This is a genomic window from Blautia acetica, from assembly GCF_038739805.1.
In the GTDB taxonomy this organism is placed as follows: domain Bacteria; phylum Bacillota; class Clostridia; order Lachnospirales; family Lachnospiraceae; genus Blautia.
In genome coordinates this window covers 48,542-74,908 of the sequence record NZ_JBBEWO010000011.1, presented here as the reverse complement: position 1 = coordinate 74,908, position 26,367 = coordinate 48,542, and the positions used below count along the sequence as shown (strand labels likewise).

At 45.0% G+C, this 26,367-nt stretch carries 24 protein-coding genes, 1 tRNA gene and 1 other RNA gene; 23 read left to right on the top strand and 3 right to left on the bottom strand.

Annotation, left to right across the window (positions count from 1 at the left end; translation table 11 throughout):
* Position 1 precedes the first annotated feature (1 nt).
* The 8 genes from rpmF (at position 2) to ilvA (ending at position 8,813) form a co-directional block, all read left to right on the top strand.
* Positions 2-187, top strand: a complete 186-nt coding sequence (gene rpmF / locus WBS51_RS09020; protein ID WP_173749515.1) for a 50S ribosomal protein L32 — start codon at positions 2-4, stop codon at positions 185-187.
* Between the two features lie 176 nt (positions 188-363).
* Positions 364-900 (top strand): hypothetical protein, encoded by a 537-nt coding sequence (locus WBS51_RS09015; RefSeq protein ID WP_173749514.1) that lies wholly within the window; start codon positions 364-366, stop codon positions 898-900.
* A gap of 91 nt (positions 901-991) precedes the next feature.
* Positions 992-2,020 carry a phosphate acyltransferase PlsX gene (plsX, locus tag WBS51_RS09010; RefSeq protein ID WP_173749513.1) on the top strand — a complete coding sequence of 343 codons (1,029 nt, stop codon included), beginning with the start codon at positions 992-994 and terminating at the stop codon, positions 2,018-2,020.
* 11 nt (positions 2,021-2,031) lie between these two features.
* A complete protein-coding gene (gene acpP, locus WBS51_RS09005; protein WP_111919654.1) occupies positions 2,032-2,262 on the top strand; it encodes an acyl carrier protein in 231 nt (76 codons plus the stop codon).
* Positions 2,263-2,351: 89 nt separating this feature from the next.
* Positions 2,352-3,062: a ribonuclease III gene (gene rnc / locus WBS51_RS09000; protein WP_173749512.1), complete on the top strand. Its 711-nt coding sequence runs from the start codon at positions 2,352-2,354 to the stop codon at positions 3,060-3,062.
* Positions 3,053-6,613 carry a chromosome segregation protein SMC gene (gene smc / locus WBS51_RS08995; protein ID WP_294462285.1) on the top strand — a complete coding sequence of 1,187 codons (3,561 nt, stop codon included), beginning with the start codon at positions 3,053-3,055 and terminating at the stop codon, positions 6,611-6,613. The genes rnc and smc overlap by 10 nt, the downstream gene beginning before the upstream one ends.
* 9 nt (positions 6,614-6,622) lie before the next feature.
* On the top strand, positions 6,623-7,579 hold the full coding sequence (gene ftsY / locus WBS51_RS08990) for a signal recognition particle-docking protein FtsY (RefSeq protein WP_173749510.1): 957 nt from the start codon (positions 6,623-6,625) through the stop codon (positions 7,577-7,579).
* A 22-nt stretch (positions 7,580-7,601) separates the two neighbouring features.
* Positions 7,602-8,813 carry a threonine ammonia-lyase gene (gene ilvA, locus WBS51_RS08985; RefSeq protein WP_173749509.1) on the top strand — a complete coding sequence of 404 codons (1,212 nt, stop codon included), beginning with the start codon at positions 7,602-7,604 and terminating at the stop codon, positions 8,811-8,813.
* A gap of 64 nt (positions 8,814-8,877) precedes the next feature.
* On the opposite strand, the gene WBS51_RS08980 is transcribed toward ilvA, so the two are convergent.
* On the bottom strand, positions 8,878-10,002 hold the full coding sequence (locus tag WBS51_RS08980) for a DUF362 domain-containing protein (protein ID WP_291683598.1): 1,125 nt from the start codon (positions 10,000-10,002) through the stop codon (positions 8,878-8,880).
* Between the two features lie 96 nt (positions 10,003-10,098).
* Between WBS51_RS08980 and larC2 the strand changes: the two genes are divergently transcribed.
* The 6 genes from larC2 to rnpB all read left to right on the top strand — a co-directional run bounded on the left by larC2 (position 10,099) and on the right by rnpB (position 14,646).
* Entirely contained in the window at positions 10,099-11,265 is a 1,167-nt protein-coding gene (gene larC2 / locus WBS51_RS08975) for a nickel pincer cofactor biosynthesis protein LarC2 (RefSeq protein WP_294462275.1), read from the top strand.
* Complete coding sequence (gene larE / locus WBS51_RS08970; RefSeq protein WP_173749506.1) at positions 11,252-12,070, top strand: ATP-dependent sacrificial sulfur transferase LarE; 819 nt, start codon at positions 11,252-11,254, stop codon at positions 12,068-12,070. Before larC2 ends, larE begins: the two co-directional genes overlap by 14 nt.
* A 157-nt stretch (positions 12,071-12,227) precedes the next feature.
* Positions 12,228-12,311: transfer RNA gene (locus WBS51_RS08965), tRNA-Leu, on the top strand.
* 20 nt (positions 12,312-12,331) lie between these two features.
* On the top strand, positions 12,332-12,457 hold the full coding sequence (locus WBS51_RS08960) for a hypothetical protein (protein WP_264293468.1): 126 nt from the start codon (positions 12,332-12,334) through the stop codon (positions 12,455-12,457).
* 122 nt (positions 12,458-12,579) lie between these two features.
* The gene (locus WBS51_RS08955; protein WP_294462272.1) at positions 12,580-14,247 is read left to right on the top strand and encodes a nucleoside kinase; all 1,668 of its coding nucleotides are present in this window, start codon (positions 12,580-12,582) and stop codon (positions 14,245-14,247) included.
* Between the two features lie 47 nt (positions 14,248-14,294).
* Positions 14,295-14,646: RNase P RNA component class A (gene rnpB, locus WBS51_RS08950), an RNA gene on the top strand.
* A 51-nt stretch (positions 14,647-14,697) separates the two neighbouring features.
* On the opposite strand, the gene WBS51_RS08945 is transcribed toward rnpB, so the two are convergent.
* Together WBS51_RS08945 and pheA are read right to left on the bottom strand one after the other, a co-directional pair.
* Positions 14,698-16,002 (bottom strand): ATP-binding protein, encoded by a 1,305-nt coding sequence (locus WBS51_RS08945; RefSeq protein WP_173749543.1) that lies wholly within the window; start codon positions 16,000-16,002, stop codon positions 14,698-14,700.
* A 40-nt stretch (positions 16,003-16,042) separates the two neighbouring features.
* Positions 16,043-17,173 (bottom strand): prephenate dehydratase, encoded by a 1,131-nt coding sequence (pheA, locus tag WBS51_RS08940; protein WP_173749504.1) that lies wholly within the window; start codon positions 17,171-17,173, stop codon positions 16,043-16,045.
* A gap of 129 nt (positions 17,174-17,302) precedes the next feature.
* Here pheA and WBS51_RS08935 point away from each other — a divergent pair, with 129 nt between their 5' ends.
* The 9 genes from WBS51_RS08935 to WBS51_RS08895 all read left to right on the top strand — a co-directional run bounded on the left by WBS51_RS08935 (position 17,303) and on the right by WBS51_RS08895 (position 26,341).
* Complete coding sequence (locus WBS51_RS08935) at positions 17,303-17,689, top strand: putative ABC transporter permease (protein ID WP_173749503.1); 387 nt, start codon at positions 17,303-17,305, stop codon at positions 17,687-17,689.
* 81 nt (positions 17,690-17,770) lie between these two features.
* Positions 17,771-18,697: an aspartate carbamoyltransferase gene (gene pyrB, locus WBS51_RS08930; RefSeq protein WP_291683710.1), complete on the top strand. Its 927-nt coding sequence runs from the start codon at positions 17,771-17,773 to the stop codon at positions 18,695-18,697.
* Positions 18,691-19,128 (top strand): aspartate carbamoyltransferase regulatory subunit, encoded by a 438-nt coding sequence (locus WBS51_RS08925; protein WP_111919700.1) that lies wholly within the window; start codon positions 18,691-18,693, stop codon positions 19,126-19,128. The genes pyrB and WBS51_RS08925 overlap by 7 nt, the downstream gene beginning before the upstream one ends.
* A 212-nt stretch (positions 19,129-19,340) precedes the next feature.
* Positions 19,341-20,657, top strand: coding sequence for an aspartate kinase (locus tag WBS51_RS08920; RefSeq protein ID WP_173749501.1), 1,317 nt, complete (start codon positions 19,341-19,343; stop codon positions 20,655-20,657).
* Between the two features lie 12 nt (positions 20,658-20,669).
* Positions 20,670-21,620, top strand: a complete 951-nt coding sequence (locus tag WBS51_RS08915; RefSeq protein ID WP_294462257.1) for a 2-hydroxyacid dehydrogenase — start codon at positions 20,670-20,672, stop codon at positions 21,618-21,620.
* 328 nt (positions 21,621-21,948) lie between these two features.
* A complete protein-coding gene (locus WBS51_RS08910) occupies positions 21,949-22,320 on the top strand; it encodes a GntR family transcriptional regulator (protein ID WP_173749499.1) in 372 nt (123 codons plus the stop codon).
* The gene (locus WBS51_RS08905; RefSeq protein WP_294462254.1) at positions 22,317-23,219 is read left to right on the top strand and encodes an ABC transporter ATP-binding protein; all 903 of its coding nucleotides are present in this window, start codon (positions 22,317-22,319) and stop codon (positions 23,217-23,219) included. The genes WBS51_RS08910 and WBS51_RS08905 overlap by 4 nt, the downstream gene beginning before the upstream one ends.
* Complete coding sequence (locus WBS51_RS08900; RefSeq protein ID WP_294462252.1) at positions 23,194-25,308, top strand: DUF6449 domain-containing protein; 2,115 nt, start codon at positions 23,194-23,196, stop codon at positions 25,306-25,308. The genes WBS51_RS08905 and WBS51_RS08900 overlap by 26 nt, the downstream gene beginning before the upstream one ends.
* 121 nt (positions 25,309-25,429) lie before the next feature.
* Positions 25,430-26,341, top strand: a complete 912-nt coding sequence (locus WBS51_RS08895) for an ArsR/SmtB family transcription factor (protein ID WP_294462247.1) — start codon at positions 25,430-25,432, stop codon at positions 26,339-26,341.
* The last annotated feature ends 26 nt before the right edge of the window (positions 26,342-26,367 follow it).

Below are 26,367 nucleotides of genomic sequence, written 5' to 3'. Positions count from 1 at the left end.
TATGTCCATCTGTCCAAAGAATAAATCTTCTAAAGCAAGAAGAGATAAAAGAAGAGCAAACTGGAAAATGAGCGCTCCGAACTTAGTAAAATGCAGCAAATGTGGCGCATTAATGATGCCTCACAGAGTTTGTAAAACTTGTGGTTCTTACAACAAAAAAGAAATCATCAACATGGAAGAAGCTTAGTTTTCCTTATAAAATAAGAGGTCTGGCATTTGTTCAGGCCTCTTATTTTGCGTCTTTGACACATTTCTGACACATATAAATTAATATTTTTGTAATATTTTAAAGGAAAAACTTGCGGTTTTTGAAAAAATAAGTTAATATATGTGAGGGAGTAAGAATGACAAGGAGGTAATACCGTGAAAAATAAATGGCTGAAAAAAGCGATGATAATACTGACTTTGAGCTGTCTGGCATTTTCCATGATAGCATGCAAAGCAGAGCATGTGCTGGACAAGGTTCTGGAGAAAACAGATTCCCAGAAGGCGGAGGAAGACAGCACAGAGAAAGAGGAGAGTACAGAGTCTAAAATTGAGGTGGCCAAGCCGGAACTGACCACCAATTTAAGCGGTTCTGTGACATATAAAAAAGGAGATACAGCAGAGCCCCTGACTGTGGAAGCTACTTCTTCTGATGGCGGAACTATTACCTATCAGTGGTATAAGAGTCAGACCAATACCAATGGCGGCGGAACTGTGATTGAGGGAGAGACGGAAAATACTTTTACACCTTCTACCCAGGAAGAGGGAACCATGTATTATTATGCAGTGGCTATCAGCACCATAGAAAATTCCACAAATCGGGTGACCAGTGATACAAAAGAGGTCATTGTAACTGCAGACGCGGAAGCGCAGCCGGCTGAAGAGGCCCAGGGTGACGAGCAGCCTGCACAGTAATATATTTTTTTCAAGGATTCTCTCAGGAGAATCCTTGCATTTTTTATAGATGTTTAGTAAAATCAGTGATAGGTATGACAGGAGGCAAGACATGGAAAACATAATTAAAGTGGCCGTAGACGCCATGGGAGGCGATTATGCGCCTACAGAAGCTGTAAAGGGCGCTGTGGCAGCCTTACAGGAAAGAGAAAATGTTCAGATATTTCTGGTTGGAAAACGGGAGATACTGGAAAAGGAACTGGAATCCTGTACCTATCCAGAGGAACGACTGGAAATTGTACCGGCCGGTGAAGTTATTGAAACAGGAGAACCGCCGGTAGCGGCTATCCGCGGAAAGAAGGATTCTTCTCTTGTGGTAGGTATGAAAATGGTCCGAAGAGGAGAGGCAGACGCCTTTGTTTCTGCAGGCAGTTCAGGGGCTATATTAGTAGGGGGAACTACCATTGTAGGCAGAATTAAAGGTGTGGAGAGAGCGCCTCTGGCCCCTCTCATTCCCACTAAGGATGGGGTATCCCTGCTCATTGACTGCGGGGCCAATGTAGATGCCCGTTCTTCTCATCTGGTACAGTTTGCACGCATGGGGTCTATTTATATGGAACATGTAATGGGAGTAAAGAATCCCAGAGTGGGAATTGTCAATATCGGCGTGGAGGAAGAGAAGGGAAATGCCCTTGTAAAAGAAACGTATCCGCTGTTGAAAGAATGTAAGGATATTAACTTTATCGGCAGTATTGAGGCCAGGGACATTCCGGCAGGGGCTGCAGACGTCATTGTCACAGAGGCCTTTGTGGGAAACGTAATTCTGAAGCTGTACGAAGGTCTGGGGGCTACCCTGATTTCCAAGATAAAGGGCGGCATGATGGCTTCTCTTCGCAGCAAGGCAGGTGCGCTTTTAGTAAAGCCCGCCTTGAAAAAAACGCTGAAGAGTTTTGATGCCAGCGAGTACGGCGGCGCACCCCTTTTGGGACTGAAGGGGCTGGTGGTAAAATGCCACGGCAATTCCAAAGAAAAGGAATTTAAAAATTCCATTATTCAGTGTATCTCTTTTAAAGAGCAGCACATCAGTGAGCGTATCGGAGAAAATCTGACCGTTGCACAAGAGAAAAAAGAGGAAGTTTAGGAGGATATATCATGGAATTGGAAAAATTACAGAAGATAATAGCAGAGGTTTTGAATGTGGATACAGAGGAGGTTACTCCTGATACTACCTTTGTAGACGATTTGGGCGCAGATTCTCTGGATATTTTCCAAATTGTGATGGGGATTGAAGAAGAATTTGATATTGAGATTCCGACAGAAGAAGTAGAACAGATTGTATCCGTAGGAGATGCAGTAGAGCAGATTAAACGTCTGATTGGCTAAGAAAAAAGGGGCTGTCGCATGAGGTGCATAAATGCCGTTTGATGTGACAGCCCCCTTTGGGATTCGTTTACAACAGGAAAGGAGAGATTATGAAAGAAACAAGAAAGTTTTTGGAACTGGAAAAGAAAATCGGGTATGCGTTTGAAAATTTAGACCTTCTGGTAAATGCGCTGACGCACAGTTCCTATGCAAATGAACATCACATTGCATACAGGGGGAACAATGAACGTCTGGAATTTCTGGGGGATGCGGTGCTTGAAGTGACCTCCAGTGAATTTTTATTCCGTACATATCCGAATCTTCCGGAAGGTGAACTGACGAAGAAGCGGGCCAGTCTGGTCTGTGAACCAACTCTGGCGCTGTGTGCAAGAGAGATTTCTCTGGGAAATTACCTGCTTTTGGGCAAGGGGGAAGAAGCCACAGGCGGCAGACGAAGAGATTCTGTGGTATCTGACGCTATGGAAGCACTTATTGGGGCTATTTATCTGGACGGCGGTTTTGCTAATGCAAAAGAGTTTATTCATAAGTATATTTTAAATGACATAGAGAATAAGCAGCTCTTTTATGATAGCAAGACTACTCTCCAGGAAATCGTGCAGGGCCGTTATGAGGAGGATGTACATTATGTGTTGGTGAAAGAGGAGGGACCGGACCATAATAAATTCTTTTATGTGGAAGCTCTGCTTGGAAAACGGGTGTTAGGTCAGGGCTGCGGACATACGAAGAAAGCGGCAGAGCAGCAGGCTGCTTACTGTGCTATTAAGAAGCTGAAAAATGAAAAGGGTGACGTATGTATTTAAAAAGCATTGAGGTACAGGGATTTAAGTCTTTTGCCAATAAAATTGTATTTGAATTCCATAACGGAATTACGGGAATTGTCGGCCCTAACGGCAGCGGTAAGAGCAATGTAGGCGATGCGGTGCGCTGGGTACTGGGAGAGCAGAGCGCCAAGCAGCTTCGTGGAGGCAATATGCAGGACGTTATTTTTTCCGGTACAGAGACCAGAAAACCTCTGGGATTTGCCTATGTCGCTATTACCATGGACAACAGTGACCATAAACTTCCCATTGATTACCAAGAGGTTACCATTGCCAGAAGGCTGTATCGTTCCGGCGAGAGCGAGTATCTTTTAAATGGCACTACCTGCAGGCTGAAAGATGTTCAGGAACTCTTCTACGATACCGGTATCGGAAAAGAGGGCTATTCCATTATCGGCCAGGGTCAGATTGACAAGATTTTAAGCGGAAAGCCAGAGGAGAGGAGGGAACTCTTCGATGAGGCGGCTGGTATTGTAAAGTTTAAACGGCGTAAGAATACAGCAGTGAAGAAATTGGAGGAAGAGCAGCAGAATTTGACCCGCGTCAATGATATTTTGTCTGAACTGACTCGACAGTTGGCTCCTTTGGAGAGGCAGTCGGAGACGGCCCGGATTTATCTGAAGAAGAAGGGAGAACTGAAAAAGCTGGACACCCAGATGTTTCTGGTGGAAATGAACCGTATCCGGAATCAGTTAAAAGAGGTTGAGGAAAAATACCGGATTGCCCAGTCGGATTTGGAGGAGACCTGCAAGAGTCTGGATGTAACCAAGAGCGAGTATGAGAAACTGGAACAGGAACTGGAAGAACTGGAACAGGAGATACAAAAGGCCAGAGAAGTTACCACCCGGAAAACGCTGGAAAAGCAGAATCTGGAAAATAGGATTCACCTTCTGCAGGAACAGATACGTTCTGCAGTACAAAAGGAAGAGCAGTATCAGGAGAGGACCGAAACCCTGCAGGCTGATTATGCAAAAAAAACAGAGGAAGAGCAGGGATACCTGGCGGAAAAGGAAAAATTGGAGAAAATTCTGCGGGAATGCGAGCATACACAGGCAGCAGCCCAGTCGGAATTTAAGGAAGCTGCCATGGAAATCCAAAAGCTGGAAGAAACGGTAGAGCAGGGGAAAAATGAAATTATCGAACTTCTGAATCTCCGTGCTTCCACAAAGGGGAAGTTGCAGAGATACGATGCCATGATGGAACAGATTTCCATAAGAAAAGTGGAATTAAACCAACGGCATTTACGGCTGAACAGCGATTCTGTACAGTTGGAATCCTCAGAGGAACAGTATCAGGCAGAAAAGGCGGAAATCGAAGAAACCATCGAAAAACTTATCCGGGAGGGAAACCGCTGCGAAGATAAGATTAAGAAATATCAGGCGGAGATATCCAGAAGTACCCAGCAGCTGGAGGTGGGGCAGACAGCTTATCACAGAGAGGCTTCCAGACTGGAATCTCTGCGTAATATTACAGAGCGTTATGATGGATACGGAAATAGTATTCGTCGGGTTATGGAACAGAAGAAGCAGGTATCCGGCATCCGGGGTGTTGTGGCAGACCTTCTGAAGGTGGAAAAAAGCTATGAGACAGCTATTGAGACGGCTCTGGGCGGCAGCATTCAGAATATCGTTACAGACAACGAAAATACAGCCAAGGAAATGATTGCTTTTCTGAAAAAGAATAAATATGGACGGGCTACGTTCCTGCCTTTGACCAGCATGAAGAATAAAAAAGTCTTTAACAATGCCAGTGCGTTGAAAGAGCCGGGGGTTATTGGCGTGGCCAGTGAACTGGTAACGGTTGCGGCAGAGTATGAGGGGCTTGCCAATTATCTGCTGGGGAGAACTCTGGTGGTAGACCATATTGACCATGGAATTGCCATTGCGAGAAAATACCAGTATACCATTCGTATGGTAACCATTGAAGGGGAGTCTTTGAATCCGGGCGGGTCTCTGACTGGTGGGGCCTTTAAAAACAGCAGCAACCTGTTGGGAAGACGTCGGGAGATAGAGGAACTGCATGAGACGGTGGAATCTCTGAAAAAGGATTTGGAAACCATGCAGCGGACACTGGAAGAGTATCGGAATAAGCGGAATCACTTCCGGGACGAAGCGGCTAAGGTACAGGAACAGCTGCAGGAACAATATATCCGGGAAAATACGGTGCAGATGAATTTAAATTCCATGAGCGGTAAGCGGGACGAACTGCGAAAGGGTTATGAAAGCCTGAAAGAAGAAAAGGCGAAACTGGAAAAGCAGAGTGAAGAACTGCAGGAAAACACCCAGTCTATTCAGCTGGAACTGGAAACCAGTGCAGCCCAGGAAAAGGAATTGGAAGCGCAGATTACCTCCAATCAGGAAATTTTGGAAGAGAAGAAAAAGGAAGAGGGCGAAATTTCGAAAAAACTGGAGAAATTCCATTTGGAAACCGCGAATCTGACTTCCCGTCAGGGATTTCTTCTGGAAAATATCAGCCGTGTGCAGGAGGAAAAGAAAAATCTGGAAGCACAGAAGGTGGCTTTGGCGGCTGGTATGAGCCAGGGAAAAGAAGAAATTCAGCAAAAAGAGCAGGAAATCGAGAAGATTCGTCAGGCTGTAACAGAGGCTCAAGCAGAAGCTTTGCAGGACGAAGAAAAGATGAAAAAGGCTCTGGAAGAGAAAGAAAAAATGAGCCAGAACCATAAGGCTTTTTTTGCGAAACGAGATGAACTTTCCGAGCGTATAAATCTGTTGGATAAAGAGAGTTACCGTCTGACCGGACAGAAGGAAAAGCTGGAGGAACAACAGGAAACCCAGGTGAATTACATGTGGGAGGAATACGAGATGACCTACAGCCAGGCGCTGATTCAGATGCCGGAGGAACTGCTGGAGAGGGCAGTGATTAAACAGGGCATTACGGATATGCGTATGGAAATCCGGAAACTGGGCAATGTCAATGTTAACGCCATTGAAGAATACAAGGAACTTTCTGAGCGCCATACCTTTATGAAAACCCAGCACGATGATTTGGTAAAAGCAGAGGAAACCCTGCGAGGGATTATTGAAGAACTGGATACGGGCATGCGCAGGCAGTTTGAAGAAAAGTTCCAGCAGATAAGGGTGGAATTTGATAAAGCCTTTAAGGAGCTTTTCGGCGGTGGTAAAGGAACTCTGGAACTGGACGAAGAAGAGGATATTCTGGAAGCGGGTATCCGCATTATTTCCCAGCCGCCGGGAAAGAAGCTGCAGAATATGATGCAGCTCTCTGGTGGGGAAAAGGCGCTGACCGCCATTGCGCTCTTGTTTGCCATTCAGAACCTGAAGCCCTCTCCATTCTGTCTGCTGGATGAGATTGAGGCGGCGCTGGATGATTCCAACGTGACCAGATATGCCCAGTATCTTCACAAGTTGACAAAAAATACACAGTTTATTATTATAACACATAGACGAGGTACCATGACTGCTGCAGACCGCTTGTATGGAATTACCATGCAGGAAAAGGGTGTGTCCACACTGGTATCTGTAAACCTGATAGAAAATGACTTGGACAAGTAGGAGGAACACATGGCAGAAGGAAAAGAAAAAAAAGGGTTTTTTAAGAGACTGGTAGAAGGACTTTCCAAAACAAGGGAGAATATTGTTTCCGGAATTGATTCCATTTTCAGCGGTTATTCCAGCATTGATGACGATTTCTATGAGGAAATTGAAGAAATTCTGGTTATGGGGGATATTGGAATCAATACCACTACAGCCATTATTGAAAGACTGAAGGAGCAGGTCGCTGAGAAGAAAATCAAAGACCCTCAGGAGTGTAAGCAGCTTTTGATGGATAGTATTAAAGCCCAGATGGCAGTAGGAGAAACGGCTTACGAATTTGAAAACAGAAAATCTGTCATTCTGGTTATTGGGGTCAACGGAGTGGGAAAAACCACTTCTGTAGGAAAGCTGGCAGGAAAATTAAAAGACCAGGGCAAAAAAGTAATTATGGCTGCTGCGGACACCTTTCGCGCAGCTGCTGGAGAGCAGCTTACCCAGTGGGCCAACCGGGCCGGTGTGGAATTAATCGGCGGACAGGACGGGGCAGACCCGGCATCGGTGGTATATGATGCGATTGCTGCAGCTAAAGCCAGAAATGCAGATGTCCTTATCTGCGATACGGCAGGAAGACTTCATAACAAGAAAAATCTTATGGAAGAGCTGCGGAAAATTTACCGGATTATTGAAAGAGAATATCCGGAAGCATATCTGGAAACCCTGGTGGTTCTGGATGGTACCACAGGGCAGAACGCCCTGGCTCAGGCAAGACAGTTCCATGAAGTGGCCAATGTAACGGGAATTATACTCACAAAGCTGGACGGCACAGCCAAGGGCGGTATCGCCGTGGCTATAGAGTCTGAACTGGAGATTCCGGTGAAATATATCGGAGTAGGAGAGACGATTGACGATTTACAGAAGTTTGACTCTGATGAATTTGTCAATGCGTTATTTAATATGGATTCCCATGCACAGAGAGAAGAATAGAAACAGGAAGAGGGTATGTGAAATGCTTACATTAGAAAAGTTTGAGGAAGCATCAGAAATCGTCAAAAAAGTGACACAGGAAACCAAGCTGATATACAGTGATTATTTCAGCAGTCATACGGGAAATAAGGTATACTTGAAACCGGAAAATATGCAGGTAACAGGAGCCTATAAAATCCGCGGGGCTTATTACAAAATCAGCACCTTGACACCGGGAGAACGGGAAAAAGGGCTGATTACCGCTTCTGCGGGAAACCATGCCCAGGGTGTGGCATATGCGGCAAAGGCTTTCGGGGTGAAAGCTGTGATTGTGATGCCAACAACCACACCGCTCATTAAAGTGGAGAGGACCAAAAGCTATGGTGCACAGGTCATTCTTCACGGAGATGTGTATGACGAAGCCTGTGCTCATGCGTATAAGCTGGCAGAGGAACATGGCTATACGTTTATTCATCCCTTTGATGACCCGGCTGTTGCCACTGGACAGGGAACCATTGCCATGGAAATTTTAAAAGAGCTGCCTTTAGTGGACTACATATTAGTCCCTATCGGAGGCGGCGGACTGGCTACAGGCGTTTCTACTTTAGTAAAGCTGTTAAATCCCAACATTAAGGTTATCGGTGTAGAACCGGCAGGCGCTAATTGTATGCAGGCATCCCTTTTAAACGGTGAGGTTATGACACTTCCTTCTGTCAATACCATTGCAGACGGAACCGCAGTAAAACGTCCGGGAGACCACATTTTTCCATACATTCAGAAAAACGTAGACGAAATCATTACAGTGGAAGACGATGAACTGGTAGTTGCTTTCCTGGATATGGTGGAAAATCACAAGATGATTGTAGAAAATTCGGGTCTGCTGACCGTAGCTGCCTTAAAACATTTGAAATTCCAGGATAAAAAGGTGGTATCCATTTTAAGCGGAGGCAATATGGATGTGATTACCATGGCTTCTGTGGTACAGCATGGACTCATTGCCAGAGACCGTATCTTTACCGTGTCTGTGCTTCTTCCGGATAAACCGGGAGAATTGGTGCGTGTAGCCAGTGTCATTGCCAGGGAACAGGGAAATGTCATTAAACTGGATCACAATCAATTTGTAAGCACCAACCGTACGGCAGCCGTAGAACTGAAAATTACGCTGGAAGCTTTTGGTACGGAGCACAAACAGCAGATTATCGAAGCCTTGAAAAAAGAAGGATATCAGCCAAGGCTGGAAATGGCAAATTTATAAAAAGCAAAAACAGGGGAGTCTGTGACTTATGGAAGCCGCGGATTCCCCTGCTTTGTGTTGTGGATTATTTTACGGTAACCAGTTCGTATTCACTGTTTCCAATACCTATTTTGACACCGTGCTCAATGGCAGATTGCCAGTTGGTATCCGGGAAGATATGGTGGAAATGGTCGTGGCAGCAGTCCTCTTTGTGTTCAGCGAGGGCTTCGCTTAACCGGCTGTTGGAAAGCACTGGCTGGGCATTGACTGCGTCAGCGCAGGCCACGTCCAAAGCCACCGGGTCAAAGGAGGCAAACATACCCACGTTTGGTACAATGGCTGCATCGTTCTCGCCATGGCAGTCACAATACGGAGATACATCGATTACCAGACTGATGTGGAAGTTTGGACGTCCGTTGATAACTGCTTTGGTATATTCTGCCATTTTGCAGTTTAAGATATCGTTGGATTCATCAGAAGCCGCTGCAATGGCATCTTTTGGACAGACACCGATACATCTGCCGCAGCCCACGCATTTGTCATGGTCAATGGAAGCCTTGTTGTCTGTAAACTGAGGCGCATCATGGGCACAGATTTTAGCACACATATGGCAGCCTACGCATAAATCCTGGAGAACATGAGGTTTTCCGGCAGAGTGCATTTCCATCTTACCGGCACGGGAGCCGCAGCCCATACCGATGTTTTTAATCGCACCGCCAAATCCGGCAGCTTCATGTCCCTTGAAATGGGACAGGGAAATCAAAACATCTGCGTCCATAACGGCACGCCCAATTTTGGCTTCTTTTATATAAGTACCGCCTTCAACGGGAACCAGTGCTTCGTCTGTACCCTTCAGACCGTCGGCAATGAGAATCTGACAACCGGTTGTCATGGGATTAAAACCGTTTAAGTTGGCACTGTCCAGATGGTCCAGGGCATTTTTTCTTCCCCCTACATAAAGAGTGTTGCAGTCTGTAAGAAAAGGCTTTCCACCCAGTTCTTTTACCACATCAGCTACCGCTTTGGCATAATTTGGTCTTAAAAAGGCCAGGTTTCCCGGCTCTCCGAAGTGCATTTTAATCGCAACATATTTATCCTGGAAATCAATATTTCCAATTCCCGCAGTTTTTATGAGGCGCTGTAGCTTGTTCAGCAGATTATCGCCGTTTTTCGCTCTTAAGTCTGTAAAATATACTTTTGATACGCTCATTTTTCATCCTCCTGTGTTGCATATTTACTTTCGCCAGTATTCATGATATATTTTATCATTGAGAGAAAGAAGAAACAAGAGGCAATGAAAAAAGGCATGAGAAGAGAACTTTATTTGGAGTGTTATACGGGAATAAGCTGCAGGAAGCTTTTGGGTGCTTTGTTGGCTCTGGGAGCAGAGAAGGAGGAGCTGGAGCAGCGTTTGACCTGTCTGGCCCAGTGTCTGGTCTCCATTGAGGCACAGTATGAGAGCCAGGGAATAGAGGAAGTTGTTTTAAAGAACATAGAGTCTGCTTATCCGGTGTTTAAAACCAAAGAAGAAACCGAAAAAAAAATTGCGGAAAGTCCCTGGGGAGAAAAAACAAAGACTGCACTTTACAGACTTTGGGAAATCAGCCTGCAAAGCGAGGAAGAATCTTTTCTGGAAGGAGCGGCGGCCTGGCTGGCATTGGAAATACTGGGATTTGAACAGCTTCAGGTTCTTTCTGTTACAGAAACGATGGACAGCAGAGACGGTGAAATTCTGCCGTGTGCAAAATTGCTGCAGAGCATAGAAAAATACCAGGTTCCCATGCATTTTATCAGAGGTCAAAAGGAGAAAAGCAGTCTGCTGGGAATGGAACTTCTGGGAATTATGGGGAAACCTGCAGTATTTCCGGACAGAGTCTGTATCGAAAAAACAGGTGCGGGAAGTGTCATTACACAGGAAAATTCATTCCTAAGAGAAGGACTTCGCGCCGTAGTGCTTACAGAATCAGTGCCGGAGAAAACGGAAATCCAAAGGCAAAGAGACAGGAAAGAAACTGCAGAGAAACAGGACTCTGTCCGGGTGCTGGAAACCAATGTGGATGACTGCAGCGGAGAGCAGCTGGGGTATGCCATTGATTGTCTCATGAAGGCCGGAGCTCTGGATGCTTCCTGTTTTCCCATTTATATGAAAAAAGGCCGTCCGGCTTATATGCTGCAGGTTATCTGCAGGGAAAACAAACAGGAGGTCCTGGAGGACATTATTTTTCGGGAAACTACCAGTATCGGACTTCGTAGATATGAGGAAAAGAGAAGAGTGCTTCCGAGAACCTTTGAAGAAGTTGTATTAAAAGATGGTCACAGGGTCAGAATCAAGGTTTGTTTCCACCATGGAAAGCGGTTCTGTTATCCGGAATATGAAACAGTGAAACAGATATGTGAAGAAACTGGAAGAGCCTTTCGGGATGTATACGATGAGGCGTCTGCAGCAGCGGGAGGATATTATGAGAACTTATGAAGAAAAAAAGAAAGCGCTTTATGATTTTATGAATACCTGCATAGAAGAAGACATCTGTATTGCCTTTTCCGGCGGAGTAGACAGCAGTGTGCTGCTGCAGCTGGCCAGAAACTGTGCAGAAGAAAAGAAGAGACAGAGCAGTATTTATGCAGTTACCTTTCATACCATGCTTCACCCTTCCTGCGATTTGGAGATTGCACAGAAAGTGGCAAAAGAAGCGGGAGCTATACATAAGGTACTGTTTGTCAATGAACTGGAGCAGGCAGAAATCCGTTTTAACCCCAAGGATAGATGTTATCTCTGCAAAAAGGCTTTGTTTGGAAAGCTGAAGGCATATGCGGAAGAAAAGAGAGTATCCTGCATATTAGAGGGCACCAATGAGGATGATTTGCATGTGTACCGTCCGGGACTTAAGGCGGTAAAGGAAATGGGGGTTCTCAGTCCGTTGGCCATGCATGGGTTTACCAAGGAAGAGGTTCGTCGTCTGGCAGAAGAACTGGGGGTTTCTGTGGCAAAAAGACCATCTACGCCTTGTCTGGCTACCAGACTGCCTTATGGGGCAGAAATCCGTCCGGAGATACTGGAGAAAATTGCGAAAGCAGAAGAATATCTGAAAAAGGAAGGTTTTCCGGTGGTGCGCCTGCGGCTTCATGGAGAAATTGCCAGAGTGGAGATTCCCAAAGAGCACTTTGGACGTTTTCTTAAAATGCAGGAGACATTGGTTCCAAAGTTGAAAGCCATGGGATTTCGATACCTGACACTTGATATGGAAGGCTTCCGCAGCGGAAGTATGGATGAAGAATAGAAGAAAGAAAAATCAGAATTTTGCACGAAAAAACCAGAGCCTGTTGGTGTTCCTGCATATTGTTACACAAATTTTGTCAATTTTTCAAAAAATAGTTGCAAAATGAAAAATTTATGGTATACTAATGAAGTAATCAGTTGTGAGCGCAATTGATTGAGCGGGAGTGCTGGAATTGGCAGACAGGCAAGACTAAGGATCTTGTGGGTGTATGCTCGTGTGGGTTCAAGTCCCATCTCCCGCAGTCTGGTATATGAGGCGTGTATGAAAAAGGTTGAAGTTCCGCTGGGATTAAGAGGAACTTCAGCCTTTTTCATTTGTTTTGGGACGAAAGAACTTTACCTTCTTTCGTCCTCTTTTTTGCGTTACAAAATTTCTGAAAAAAAGTAATATTTATCTAAAAAAACTATAAAATGATAGAAAATTAAGGATAGTTGTAGTAAAATCATATGTATCTAAATGTGAAACTGAGGGGAGACTTATCAAAGATGCGGCAGGAAAGGAGAAAGGTCATGAGTGAAAGAATGATAAGTGTAAAAATATTGGGAAAGCAGAAAACATATCCTTATGGAACATCTTACGCACAGATTGCGACAGAATATCAGGGTAGCACCAGATATCCCATTGTCCTGGTTATGAAAGACGGGAAACTGTGTGAACTGCACAAAAAACTGAAAAAAGACGGTGTTCTGGAATTTGTTACAACAGGAGATGAGATTGGACACAGCACTTACAAAAGAAGCGCTTCTTTGCTGTTTTTAAAAGCGGTTTACCATGTGGCAGGGCACGAAAATATCCGGAAAGTCACGCTGCATTTTTCCGTAAGTTCCGGTTATTATTACACCATTGACGGAAACGTGAAGATTACCAGAGAACTTCTGGATGCGGTGAAAGCCTATATGCTGGAACTGGCAGAGCAGAAAGTGCCCATTTTAAAACGCAGTGTCAGCACAGGGGAAGCTATTGAAATTTTTCATAAATATGGTATGTATGATAAAGAAAAACTGTTTCGTTTCCGCAGAGTGTCCAGAGTGAATTTGTACCGTTTGGGAGATTTTGAGGACTACTTTTACGGATTTATGGTGAATCATACTGGTTATTTGAAGTATTTTGAACTCTATCCCTATGAAGGAGGACTGGTGCTGCAGCTTCCAAGAAGGGAATGTCCGGATACGGTGCCGGAATTTTCTCCGAGACCTAAGATTTTCCGGGTGCAAAGAGAATCGGAAAAATGGGGCGAAATGGTACAGTCTGACACCGTAGGAGAGTTGAATGAACAGATTACAGGACAAGGAGCCAATCAACTGATACTGATTGCAGAGGCTCTGCAGGAGTCCAGAATTTCTCAGATTGCAGAGCAGATTGTAAAGGCCGGAAATAAAAAATTTATTATGATAGCAGGTCCCTCCTCTTCCGGAAAAACGACCTTTTCCCACAGACTTTCCATACAGTTGGCGGCTCATGGGCTGAAGCCGCATCCCATTGGTGTGGACAATTATTTTGTGAACCGGGAGGATACCCCTTTAGACAGCAATGGAAATTACAATTTTGAATGTCTGGAAGCCATTGATGTGAAGAAATTTAACGAAGATATGCTGCGGCTTTTGAGCGGAGAACGGGTGGAGCTGCCCCAGTTTAACTTTAAAACCGGACAGAGAGAGTACCGGGGCGATTTTCTTCAGCTTGGAGCAGAGGATGTGCTGGTGATTGAGGGAATTCACTGCCTGAATGATAAATTAAGCCATTCCCTTCCGGTGGAAAGCAAGTTTAAAATATATATCAGTGCGCTGACTCAGTTAAATATTGATGAACACAACCGGATACCCACCACGGACGGCCGTCTGATTCGCCGGATTGTAAGAGATGCCAGAACCAGAGGAGCTTCTGCAAAGGCTACCATTGCCATGTGGAATTCTGTGCGAAAAGGAGAAGAAGAGAATATTTTTCCCTATCAGGAATCTGCAGATGTGATGTTTAATTCCGCACTAATATATGAGCTGGCTGTTTTGAAACTGTATGCAGAACCTCTGTTGTTTTCTATCAGACAGGGGGAGCCGGAATACAACGAGGCAAAGCGGCTTCTGAAGTTCCTGGATTATTTTGTAGGGGTTCCCAGCGAATCCATTCCCCACAATTCCATTTTAAGAGAATTTGTAGGCGGAGGGTGCTTTGATGTGTGAAAAAGTTTGCATTTTCATTTTTTCTGTGATAGAATAACCGAGTGTCATAAGTAGGATAAATAATCGCGGCTGACAGGACCGAAAGGGGTCAGGTGAGGAAAGTCCGGGCTTTGCAGGGCAGAATGCCAGATAACGTCTGGTGGAGGTGACTCCAAGGACAGTGCAACAGAAATGTACCGCCGGGGATTTCTCCGGTAAGGGTGGAAGGGCAGTGTAAGAGACTACCGCCTTTCTGGTAACAGAGAGGGCACATGTAAACCCCATTCAAAGCAAGACCGAATAGAAAACATTGTGGCTGCCCGTCACGTTTTCAGGTGGGTCGCTTGAGCCTGCTGGCGACAGCAGGCCTGGATAGATGATTATTCACGACATAACCCGGCTTATCGTTCTGCTTATGCACGAAAAGAGAGGATATCACATGAGGTTTGGGCTTCATGTGATATCCTCTCTTTATTGCTGCTGTCCCAGAAGATAATCGATAAATTGCTGGGCTGTCCGTCCGGAAAGGCCGCCGTGCTGGAGTTCCCAGGCATTGGCTTTTTGGAGCAGTTCGTTTTCCTCCATAACAATGTGGTGGCGTCTGGCCAGGGTCAGGACGATTTCCTGGAATTCTTTTTTCTCAGGAGAACCGAAATAAATGGTAACACCGAAGCGGGATACCAGAGATAGTTTTTCCTGTACCGTGTCATTGGTGTGCAGGTCATCGTTGCGGTCTTCTTTATCACTGTAGCGCTCCCGAACCAGATGTCTGCGGTTAGAAGTGGCATAAATCAAAATGTTATCCGGTTTCCGCTCCAGACCGCCTTCAATCACAGCTTTCAAATACTTGTATTCAATTTCAAAATCTTCAAAAGATAAGTCGTCCATGTAAATAATAAATTTATAGTGGCGGTTCTTTATCTGGGCAATGACATCGTTTAAATCCCCGAACTGGTGCTTGTATACTTCAATAATACGCAGTCCCTGGTCATAATACTGGTTTAAAATGGCTTTAATGCTGGAAGATTTTCCCGTTCCCGCGTCTCCGAACAGCAGACAGTTGTTGGCAGGCTTATTGTTTAAGAAGGCCTCTGTGTTGTCAATGAGTTTTTTCTTGGCAATTTCGTAGCCAACCAAATCGTCCAGATGTACATGAGCTATTCTGGTAATCGGGACAATCCGTACCCGGTCGTCTGTGCTTCTGTGTTCCAGGCGGAAGGCTTTATGAAGGCCCAGCTTTCCCACACCGAAATCTTTATAAAAGCCTGTCATGTGTTCCATAAATTCTTCGGCTGTTTCTGCGCTGGCCAGAAGCCGGCTCAAAGTACAGAGACGGTTTTTGATTCGTTCATTAAACTGTTTCCCACTGCCTGGCGTATTTTCATAGTGGCTGATAAGCCGGCAGCAGGACCGGGTGCCGTAAAAGCTTTCAAAAGCAGAAAAATCCAGATGAAACAAGTCTTTAAAAATACCAAAGTCATGAAGGGCAAGGTGGTTTAAAGAACCTTGGCCGGGGCCGATGATTTCGCAGGAGGTACTGAAAGCATTTTCGTGGTTTACCAGAAGATAGGTCAGGTAATTGTTCCAGAGATTCCCCGTAAATCCGTAAGTATTTGCCATTTCCACCAACCCGTTCATACAGCGGTAGAAAAGAGGGGCGGATTTTTGGGGATTGTCCGGCTCCTGACAACAGATGGATAAGGCCTCCAGCATATCGTTTAAAATATCTCCCTGTTCAAAATTTTGATACAGAATACATTCTTCTACATGAAACATCATTCATTCCTCCTCTGATAGTAAAATACGGCTGTGTGCTTTAATAATTTCCGTGTACCCGCAGATTCTGCGCCTCTGCCTTTAAGCCACGCAGGGCGTTCTGTACGGCGCTGTCGCTTAGATTTCCTTCAAAATCCACAAAGAACCGGTATTCCCAGTTTCGCTCTGCAATGGGACGGGACTCGATTTTCGTCATGTTCAGTCCGTTGTAAATAAAATGGGAAAGACTGTTGTAAAGACTTCCGCTTTCGTGAGGAAGTTCATAGCTGACGCTGATTTTCTTTGCGTCTTTGCAGTATATTTTTTCCTTTGTGACAATAATAAAGCGGGTGGAGTTTCCCGGATTGCTGTAAATTCCCGTGGCCAGAGGAACCAGGCCGAAGTATTCTGCCGCATAGGGGCTTGCAATGGCAGCCTGGGTCTTGTCGCCGTCTTTTGCCACTTTTTTTGCAGCTGCAGCGGTATTGCTAAATTCCCGGCAGTGCCATGTCTCATGGCTGTCCAGAAATTCCCGGCACTGCATGAGAGCCTGAGGGTGGGAGTAGACGCTCTGAATATCTTCCAGTGTTGCTCCCGGCACACCCATAAGCACATGACGGCACCGGATAATCTGTTCTCCGGCAATGACATGATTGTATTCATTTAATAAGTCGTAGTTGTCCTGAACAATGCCGGCAGTGGAATTTTCAATGGGAAGCACGGCATAAAAAGCATTCCCCTTTTTGATTTCCTCCATGGCGTCCTTCCAGGTATCCACATGATAGCTTTGAATGTTTTCCCCAAAAAAAGCATGCATGGCAGCGTGGCTGTAGGCACCTTCCACTCCCTGGAAAACTACAGAAACCTTGTCCTTTGGCAGAGTCTCCACAACACGGAATTCTCCGGTTTCCGGCGGGGCGCTTTCCTGGAGAAGCTGGTACTGCCGTTTGCGGCTGATGGACATAATGTGCTGATATAGTTCCTGTACACCGCAGCAGTTAAAGGCGCTGTGTGTTTTTTGACCCAGAGTTTCCAGCTTTTCCTGTTCCCGGGTGCGGTCAAAAACCGGTTTTTGAGTCTCTATTTTAAATTTTGCCACGTCTTCGGCAATAGACATACGTTTTTCAAACAGTTTTACAATCTGGTCATCAATGACATCGATTTCTTTTCGCATTTCCTGTAAATCCAGCATATGCAGCCTCCTCTTGTTGATAAATGTAACCTTTATGATACACCGACACTTTACTGTGTGCAAGTGTTTTGTATAAAATATCCCGGAAAATTCCATAATAAAGACAAAAAGAAAGAGGAGCAGCTGGTTATGAAAAGCGATTTTATCAAATGCGGGGCAGCAGGCTGGTGTCTGGAAATTCTCTGGACCGGACTGCATGCGTTGGGCAACAGGGAGTGGAAAATGATGGGGCAGTCTTCTCTTTGGATGTTTCCCATCTATGGCATGGCCGCCTGTATTGGCCCTTTGTCACGGCATTTGAAGAAAATTCCCATTATCTTCCGGGGCGGGATTTACATGACTGGAATTTTTGCCGCAGAATTCGGAACAGGTATGTTTTTGAAACACTATGATATGTGTCCCTGGGACTACAGCAACACTCCGTACCACTACAAAGGCGTCATACGTTTGGATTATGCGCCTGTGTGGTTTTTGACAGGGCTGATATATGAAAAATTATTGTCTGCAAAGAAGTGAAAATTCTTGAAATACACAAAGAAGTGGTATATGATGATACAAGGGTTCAAAATCCTGAGAGTACACATTAGGAGGTAATCTATGAGACATTTAATGAGTCCACTGGATTTATCCGTAGAGGAGCTGGCAAAGGTACTGGACCTTGCCAATGACATTGAAAAAAATCCGGAAAAATATGCCCACAAATGTGATGGGAAAATTTTAGCAACATTGTTTTATGAACCGAGTACAAGAACTCGTTTGAGTTTTGAATCTGCCATGATGCGTCTGGGCGGAAAAGTTCTGGGATTTTCCAGCGCCAATTCCAGTTCAGCGGCAAAAGGCGAGAGTGTTGCGGATACGGTTCGGACTGTATCCTGTTATGCGGATATCTGCGCCATGCGTCATCCAAAGGAAGGTGCGCCTTTGGTTGCGTCTATGGCTTCCCGGATTCCGGTTATCAATGCAGGAGACGGCGGACATCAGCATCCCACACAGACATTGACGGATTTACTTACCATTCGTTCTTTAAAAGGAAGACTGGATCATATTACCATAGGATTGTGCGGAGATTTAAAATTCGGAAGAACCGTACATTCGCTCATTGAGGCGCTGGTGCGTTACGAAGGTGTAAAATTTGTGCTGATTTCACCGGAAGAACTGAAAATTCCGGACTATATCAGAGAAGATGTGTTAAGAGCCAGCGGTCACGAATTTGTAGAAGTAGAGCGTCTGGAGGATGCGATGCCTTCTCTTGATTTGCTGTATATGACCCGTGTACAGAAAGAGCGTTTCTTTAATGAAGAGGACTATGTGCGCATGAAGGATTTCTATATTCTGGACAAGGCCAAAATGGAACTGGCAAGACCGGATATGCTGGTGCTTCATCCACTGCCCAGAGTAAACGAGATTTCCGTAGAAGTGGACGCTGACCCAAGAGCTGCTTATTTCAAACAGGTGCAGTACGGTGTTTATGTTCGTATGGCGCTGATGCTGAGTTTATTGGGAATGGGGGTAGACTTATGTTAAATGTAGGACGTTTAAGTGAAGGTGTGGTATTAGACCATATCAAAGCCGGAAAGAGTATGACCATTTACCACGATTTAGCGCTGGATAAACTGGACTGCTGTGTGGCCATTATTAAAAATGCCAGAAGCGGAAAAATGGGGCGCAAGGATATTATTAAGGTAGAATGTCCTATCGATACCTTGGATTTGGATATTCTGGGATTTATTGACCATAACATTACGGTGAATATTATTAAGGACGGGGAGATTGTGGAAAAGAAAGACCTGCATCTTCCAAAAGAAATCCGAAATGTCATCAAATGCAAAAACCCGCGCTGCATTACTTCCATTGAGCAGGAGTTGGACCATGTGTTTATTCTGGCTGACCCGGAAAAGGAAGTATACCGCTGCAAATATTGTGAAGAAAAATACAGGGGAAACCGCAACAAATAAAGAGGCAAAGGCAACAAAGAAGAGGGCAGATGCTTGAGAAAATCAGGTCATCTGCCCTCTTTTATAATGCCTTGGCATATCTGTCATAAACTATAGAAATGAAGGATTTGTCAAATTGATGTTTTTAGGGGAAATCTGTAGAAAATACTGGACATTTGCGGGGAGAAATTATATTATTTATGCTATGCAGCATTATGTGAGGAGGATATGAGATGAAGAAAGTTGTAAAGTTCGGAGGAAGTTCACTGGCCAGTGCGGAGCAGTTTAAAAAAGTAGGCGCAATCATCCGCGCAGACGGAACCAGAAGATATGTGGTACCTTCTGCACCGGGCAAACGCTTTTCAGAAGATACAAAGGTAACGGATTTATTGTATGCGTGTTACCGCGCCGCCAATGAAGAGATTTTTCAGAAGGTACTGGCAGAAATTAAGAGCCGTTATCAAGAGATTATTGACGGTTTGGAATTGTCTCTGTCTTTGGAAGAGGATTTTAAAATTCTGGAGGAAAACTTCAGACAGCAGATTGGGGAAGAGTACGCGGCTTCCCGAGGAGAATATTTAAACGGTAAAATTATGGCGGATTATCTGGGCTTTACCTTTGTAGATCCGGCAGAAATGATTCGCTTTGACGGAAACGGACAGTTTGACGCAGAGATTACGGAAGCCTTAGTGGCAAAAAGGCTGAAAGACGTGACAGAAGCCGTAGTTCCCGGTTTTTACGGTGCAAAAGAAAACGGGGAAATTAAGACGTTTTCCAGAGGCGGCTCGGACATTACAGGTTCCATTATTGCAGGAGCATTAGATGTGGAATTGTATGAAAACTGGACAGACGTATCCGGGGTTATGGTGACAGACCCCAGAATCATCAACAATCCCAAATCCATTGACACCATTACCTACAGAGAATTAAGAGAGCTTTCCTACATGGGCGCTACCGTACTTCACGAAGATGCGATTTTCCCTGTCAGAAAAGCCGGAATCCCGATTAATATTAAGAATACCAATGCGCCGGAAGAAGACGGTACTATGATTGTGGAGGATACCTGCAAAAAGCCGCCGTATACCATTACCGGTATCGCAGGCAAGAAGGGATTCTGTTCGCTGTTTATTGAAAAATCCATGATGAATTCGGAAATCGGCTTTGGACGCAAAGTTTTGCAGGTGTTGGAGGAACAGGGAATTTCCTTTGAACATGTACCTTCCGGGATTGACACTATGACTATCTTTATTCATCAGGATGAATTTGCGGAAAAAGAGCAGCAGGTGATTGCCGGAATTCACAGAGCTGTGAAGCCGGATTATATGGAACTGGAAACGGATTTGTCTCTGGTTGCCGTTGTGGGAAGAGGCATGCGTTCCAATCGCGGTACCGCCGCCAGAATTTTCGCGGCCCTTGCCCATGCGAATGTCAATGTGCGTATGATTGACCAGGGCTCCAGTGAGCTGAATGTCATTGTAGGCGTAAAAGACGAAGATTTTGAACCGGCGATTAAGGCCATTTACGATATTTTCGTAGAGACACAGGTTTAAGAGGCATAGAATATGAAAATTGTAGTGATAGAACCTCTGGGTGTGGAAAAAGAACAGCTTTTGTCCATTGCAGAGGAAAAACTTCCCAAGTCCGCAGAGCTGGTGTGTTACGATACCAGAGTGACGGATACGGAGATATTGATTGAAAGAGGGCGGGACGCAGATGTGGTAGTAGTTGCCAATCTTCCCTTAAACGGGCAGGTGATTCGGGGTTTTCAGAAGCTGAAACTGCTTTCCGTAGCCTTTACCGGCGTAGACCATATTGATTTGGAAGCCTGCAGGGAAAAGGGCGTGACGGTCTGCAACTGTGCCGGATATTCCACCGTGGCTGTGGCAGATTTGGTGTTTGGCATGCTGCTTTCCCTTTACCGGAACATTCCTGCCTGCAATGAGGCGGTACGCCGGGAGGGAACCAAGGACGGGTTAGTAGGCTTTGAATTGGCCGGAAAGAAATTCGGCGTAGTGGGAACCGGAGCCATCGGACTGCGGGTGGCGCGGCTTGCCCATGCTTTTGGCTGTGAAGTCTATGCTTACAGCAGGACGGAAAAGGAAATTGACTGGGTACATTACATGCCGTTAGAAAAACTTCTGGGCATCTGTGACATTGTATCTCTGCACACACCCTTGACAAAGGAGACACACCATCTGATTTGCCGGGAAAATCTGGCGCTTATGAAGAAAAGCGCTGTGCTGATTAATACGGCAAGGGGTCCGGTGGTGGACAGCGAGGCTTTAGCCGAAGCCTTAAACCAGGGGAAAATCGCAGGGGCTGCGGTCGATGTGTTTGAGACAGAGCCACCGGTGTCTAAAGACTACCCGCTGTTTCATGCAAAAAATACCCTTGTGACGCCACATGTGGCCTTTGCCACAAAAGAGGCCATGGTAAAACGGGCGCACATTGCTTTTCAGAATGTGAAAGCATGGCAGGGGGGCACTCCTCAGAATGTAATAGGAGAGCCATAAAAAAGATAGAACAGAAAAAGGTTCGAACTTTTCAAAACAAATTTATAAGGGAAATGGTAAATTGGAAAAAAGTGCAAATGACAAAAAGATTTGCACTTTTTTCGCATTTAAAAAAATGTAAGAATAATTCCCTGCTCCAGAAAGTATTTGATTTCTTAAAGTCTTTTATGTCCATCTGATAATGGATATGTATTTCTTCTACTCGCTTTTGTTCCTATATGTACAATTTGGTCTTGACAAATCACTCTTTCTCTTATAAAGTATTAAGTGTACTAATAATGTTAGTACACTTAATACGGAACTCTATTTTGGGAAAGGAGGAAACATTTTGATTGTTATTGATTATCAGAACCGAAAGCCCATATACGAGCAGATTGTAGAACGGTTTCAGATGCTGATTGTAAAAGGAATTATGGAGGCAGATACCAAGATGCCGTCGGTTCGTTCTCTGGCAACAGAACTTTCTATCAATCCCAATACCATTCAGAAAGCGTATACCATTCTGGAACAGCAGGGGTACATTTATCCGGTAAAGGGAAAGGGAAATTTTGTTTCAGGAAATCAAGCATTGAAGGAAGAACAGAAGACCGTGTTTTTTGAAAAATTGAAAAAACTGATACGGGAAGGACGGGAACTGGAAATACCAAAAGAACTTTGTCTGGAAAAAGCAGCGGAGTTCTATGAGGAGGGTAAATCATGATAAAAACAGAAAAACTGTGCAAAACATTCGGAGAAATAAAGGCAGTGAACGAAGTTTCCCTGACTATTACAGACAATATTATTTTTGGTCTGGCAGGCACTAACGGCGCTGGAAAAAGTACTCTGCTGCGTATACTGGCCGGTGTGCTCAGACAGGACAGCGGAAAGATTCTGGTAGACGGACAGGAAGTATATGAGAATCCCGCCTGCAAAAGAGAGATTTTCTTTTTGCCGGATTCCTCCTATTTCTTCCAAAACAGCAGCATCTGCGATATGGCCAGATATTTTTCCATGTACTATCCGAGATACGATGTTGCCCGTGTGGAAAAGCTGGCAGACAAACTGGGACTGGAAAAAAAGAGGAAAATCAGTACGTTTTCCAAGGGTATGAAACGTCAGGCCGCCATGCTTCTGGGCGTCTGTGCAGGAACGAAATATTTGTTCTGTGATGAAACCTTTGACGGTCTGGATCCGGTGATGCGCCAGGCTGCCAAGAGTATTTTGGCCTACGAGGTATCGGAAAGGGAATTTACCCCGATTATTGCCTCTCATAACCTGAGGGAACTGGAAGACATCTGCGACCATGTGGGACTGCTTCACAGAGGCGGTGTGCTGCTTTCCAAGGACGTGGAGGAAATGAAGCTGCATATTCATAAAGTGCAGTGCGTGCTTTCTGAAGCCGCGGATGAAGAACTGCTGCTGAGGGAACTGGATATCATGCAGTATGAGAAAAGGCTGTCTCTGCTGACCATGGTTGTGCGGGGGGAGCAGGAAGAAATTCTGGAGAAAATCCAGAAGAAGAACCCGCTTTTTGCAGAAGCCATTCCTCTTACTTTAGAAGAAATCTTTATCAGCGAAACGGAGGTAGCTGGATATGACATCAAGAAATTATTTATTTAACAGCATAAAAGAAAACATCCGCAGAAATTTTTATCTGCTGATTTTACTGTCTGTGTCCATGCTGGCTGTGCTTCCTGCTTACACAATCATGCAGATGGAACTGGCACCTTTGCAGTACCCTGCTATGGGAAGTTCTTTGAATTCCTCGCAGGAGATGCTTTTAAAATGCCTGGATTCCACCAATCCGGGTGTACAGATAGTGGTTATCGGCGCGGCTGTGCTGCTGGCTATGACGGGTTTTTCCTACCTGCATGCAGGAAAGAAGACTGACTTTTACCACAGCCTGCCCTTAAAGAGAGAGGAACTTTTTATGATTTCCTTCTCCAGTGGATTTTTGACCTTCCTGCTGCCGTATCTGGTATCCGTGGCTTTGACCTGCCTGGTAGGTGCGGTTTACGGTGGTTTCAGCGAACAGACGGCGGCAACGCTGTTTCAAGCCATGGGGATTCACATTTTATTTTTTGTGGTGATTTACAGTGCGGCTATACTTGCTGTTTTGCTTACGGGAAATCTGTTTACAGCGCTTCTGGCCTTTTTGGGCATGATGAGTTATGGCTGGCTGGTGTATATGGCTTATCAGATGTTGAATGATCGTTTTTTATATACCATGGGGAATTTCGGAAATTCCAGTATGGAATATTTTTTAAGTCCTGTAATTTCTTATATTGGTGTTGCGGATACCCTGCTAATTGCGCCCCAGCTGCAGAAACAGTTGATAATTCTACATGTGGTGCTGGCTGTGGTACTTCTTGCAGCGGATATCTGTATTTATAAAATCCGTCCGTCGGAAAGCTATCATAAAGCCATTGCTTTTCAGAAGCTGCAGCCGTTGATTAAGGTCTGCTGTATCATTCCCATTGCTCTTGTGACGGCCCTGCTTTTCAGTTCCGGTATGACACACAGTTTTGTCTGGCTGGTGATTGCCGTATTGATTGTAAGCTTGGTTCTGTCCGTGGCTTTTGAATTTTTGTATACCATGGATCTTAGAAAAAGCCTGCGTCCCCGTGTTTCGTCAGGCATGGTGCTGGCTGCGGTGCTTCTTGTGCTGACGGGCTATAAGATGGATATTACAGGGTATGATTCTTATCTTCCGAAAAAAGAAAAAATAGAAACCATGTCCGTGTATTTCCCAAGCATCAATGGAAGATTTTCCTATAGTGAAGACTATTTTACCAATTACAGAAATGCAGAGGGTGATTTCCTGAAAAAAACCAGGATAAAAGACTTTGCACCTATATATGAATTGGCAAAAATGGGAGTAGAAGCCAGCAGAGAAGAAAAAAAGACAGATTATGGGACAGCGCCGGAATTAAGAGAGTCTGTGTATGCAACTCCTATGGATTATGTTACAAATCAGAACAGTCAGGGAGAAACCCTTGTTTCCGTGTATGTGGCTTATCATCTGAAATCAGGCAGAACCGTTTACCGGGCTTATATGATTCCGGAAACCGAAGAAGTGATTTCTCAGATAACAGCCGTGTATGATGACTGGAGTTACAGGGAAAAAATGCTGCCCACCAGCTATCAGAAGGCAGAGGACATAGATTATTTATACCTGGATACTTTTTATGAGTCGAGAAAACAGATTTCCGGAGGCAGAAGCGAGCTGGAAGAAATTTACAAGACGTATAAGACAGAACTGGAAAATATGAGTTTTCAGGAAAGCTGCGAAAACCGGGTTGTGGGTTATTTGATAACAGAAAAAGAGTGGAAGGATTATGGAAACGATACGTATACCACCAGCTACTCCCTTCCGATTTATGAGAACTTTACAAAGACCATGGGACTTTTAAAAGAAGCGGGAGAAGAGGTATTGGTAACCATAGATAGTGAGCAGGTTGAGGCTCTGACTCTGAGTTTCTGGAACGAAGAGCAGGAGAAGACTGTAGAAATCAAAGACAATGCCCAGATAGAAACACTCTCCGAGCATCTTACTTATGAGGACTGTCGCTATGGTGTGGACAGTCGTGTGGAATATGATATTATGGTAAACATTTTATGGAAAAACAGAGAATACTCATCTCCGAATGTATATCTTATGGGGGATGAAAGTGTGGAAGACATTCTGAAAAATCTGAATTTTGACTAACCGTTTGTATAGCAGGCGCCCCGGAGAAATCCGGGGTGTTTTTGCTTGTGTCATTGACAAGGCGGGAGGGGCGAGGGTACAATGAAGAAAAGAGATTTAAGAACAGCGAGGGTGTTGCAAAATGGGTAAACGAATCAATCTGGAAGAGGAAAAGGAATTGATGGCACTTGGAAAGGCGCTGTCTTCGGAAATCAGACTGAAAATTCTGGGACTTCTGCAGGAAGGACCTTTGTGTGTCAATGAAATTGCAGAGCTTTTGAACATTCCTGCTTCTTCCGCAGCGCTTCATGTACGGGTGCTGGAGGAGGCGGAACTTATCCGCACAGAGCTAAAGCCGGGTATTCGGGGCTCCATGAAGCTGTGTATCCGTCAGGAAACCAGTGTGGTGCTGGATTTACAGAAAAAATCCAAGGAGCAGAGGGAAGAAGTGATTTCCATGCCTGTAGGAAATTATGTGGATTATAAAATTACTCCTACCTGCGGTATGGTAAATGAAGAAGAGTATATTGACGGAGAGGATGAGCCGCGCTGCTTTTACGACCCCAGACGGACCACGGCCAAGCTGGTGTGGTTTTCCTCCGGTTATCTGGAATACCGTTTCCCCAATGCGGGTATGCAGAAGGAGCCGGTAAAGTCTCTGGATTTTTCTGCAGAGTTATGTTCAGAAACAGCGGATTACAATCTGGACTGTCCTTCGGATATCACACTCTGGATTAACGGCATAGAGGCGGGAACCTGGACTTGCCCTTCGGATTTTGGAGGGAGAAGGGGGAAGTTAAATCCGGACTGGTGGGAAGATAAAAACAGCCAGTATGGTAATCTGAAAAACTGGCACATTGATGAGACCGGTACTTACCTGGACGGTCTGCAGGTCAGCGGACGGGGAATTGAAGCGTATGCTTTGGCCGAGGGACCTTATGTGTCAGTGCGCATCGGCATTAAGGAGGACGCAGAGCATGTAGGGGGTGTGAATATCTTTGGGAACTGTTTCGGAGATTATCCCCAGGATTTGGTTATGCGCCTGAAATATTAAGGCGGAGACAGGATTTCTTTGAAAAA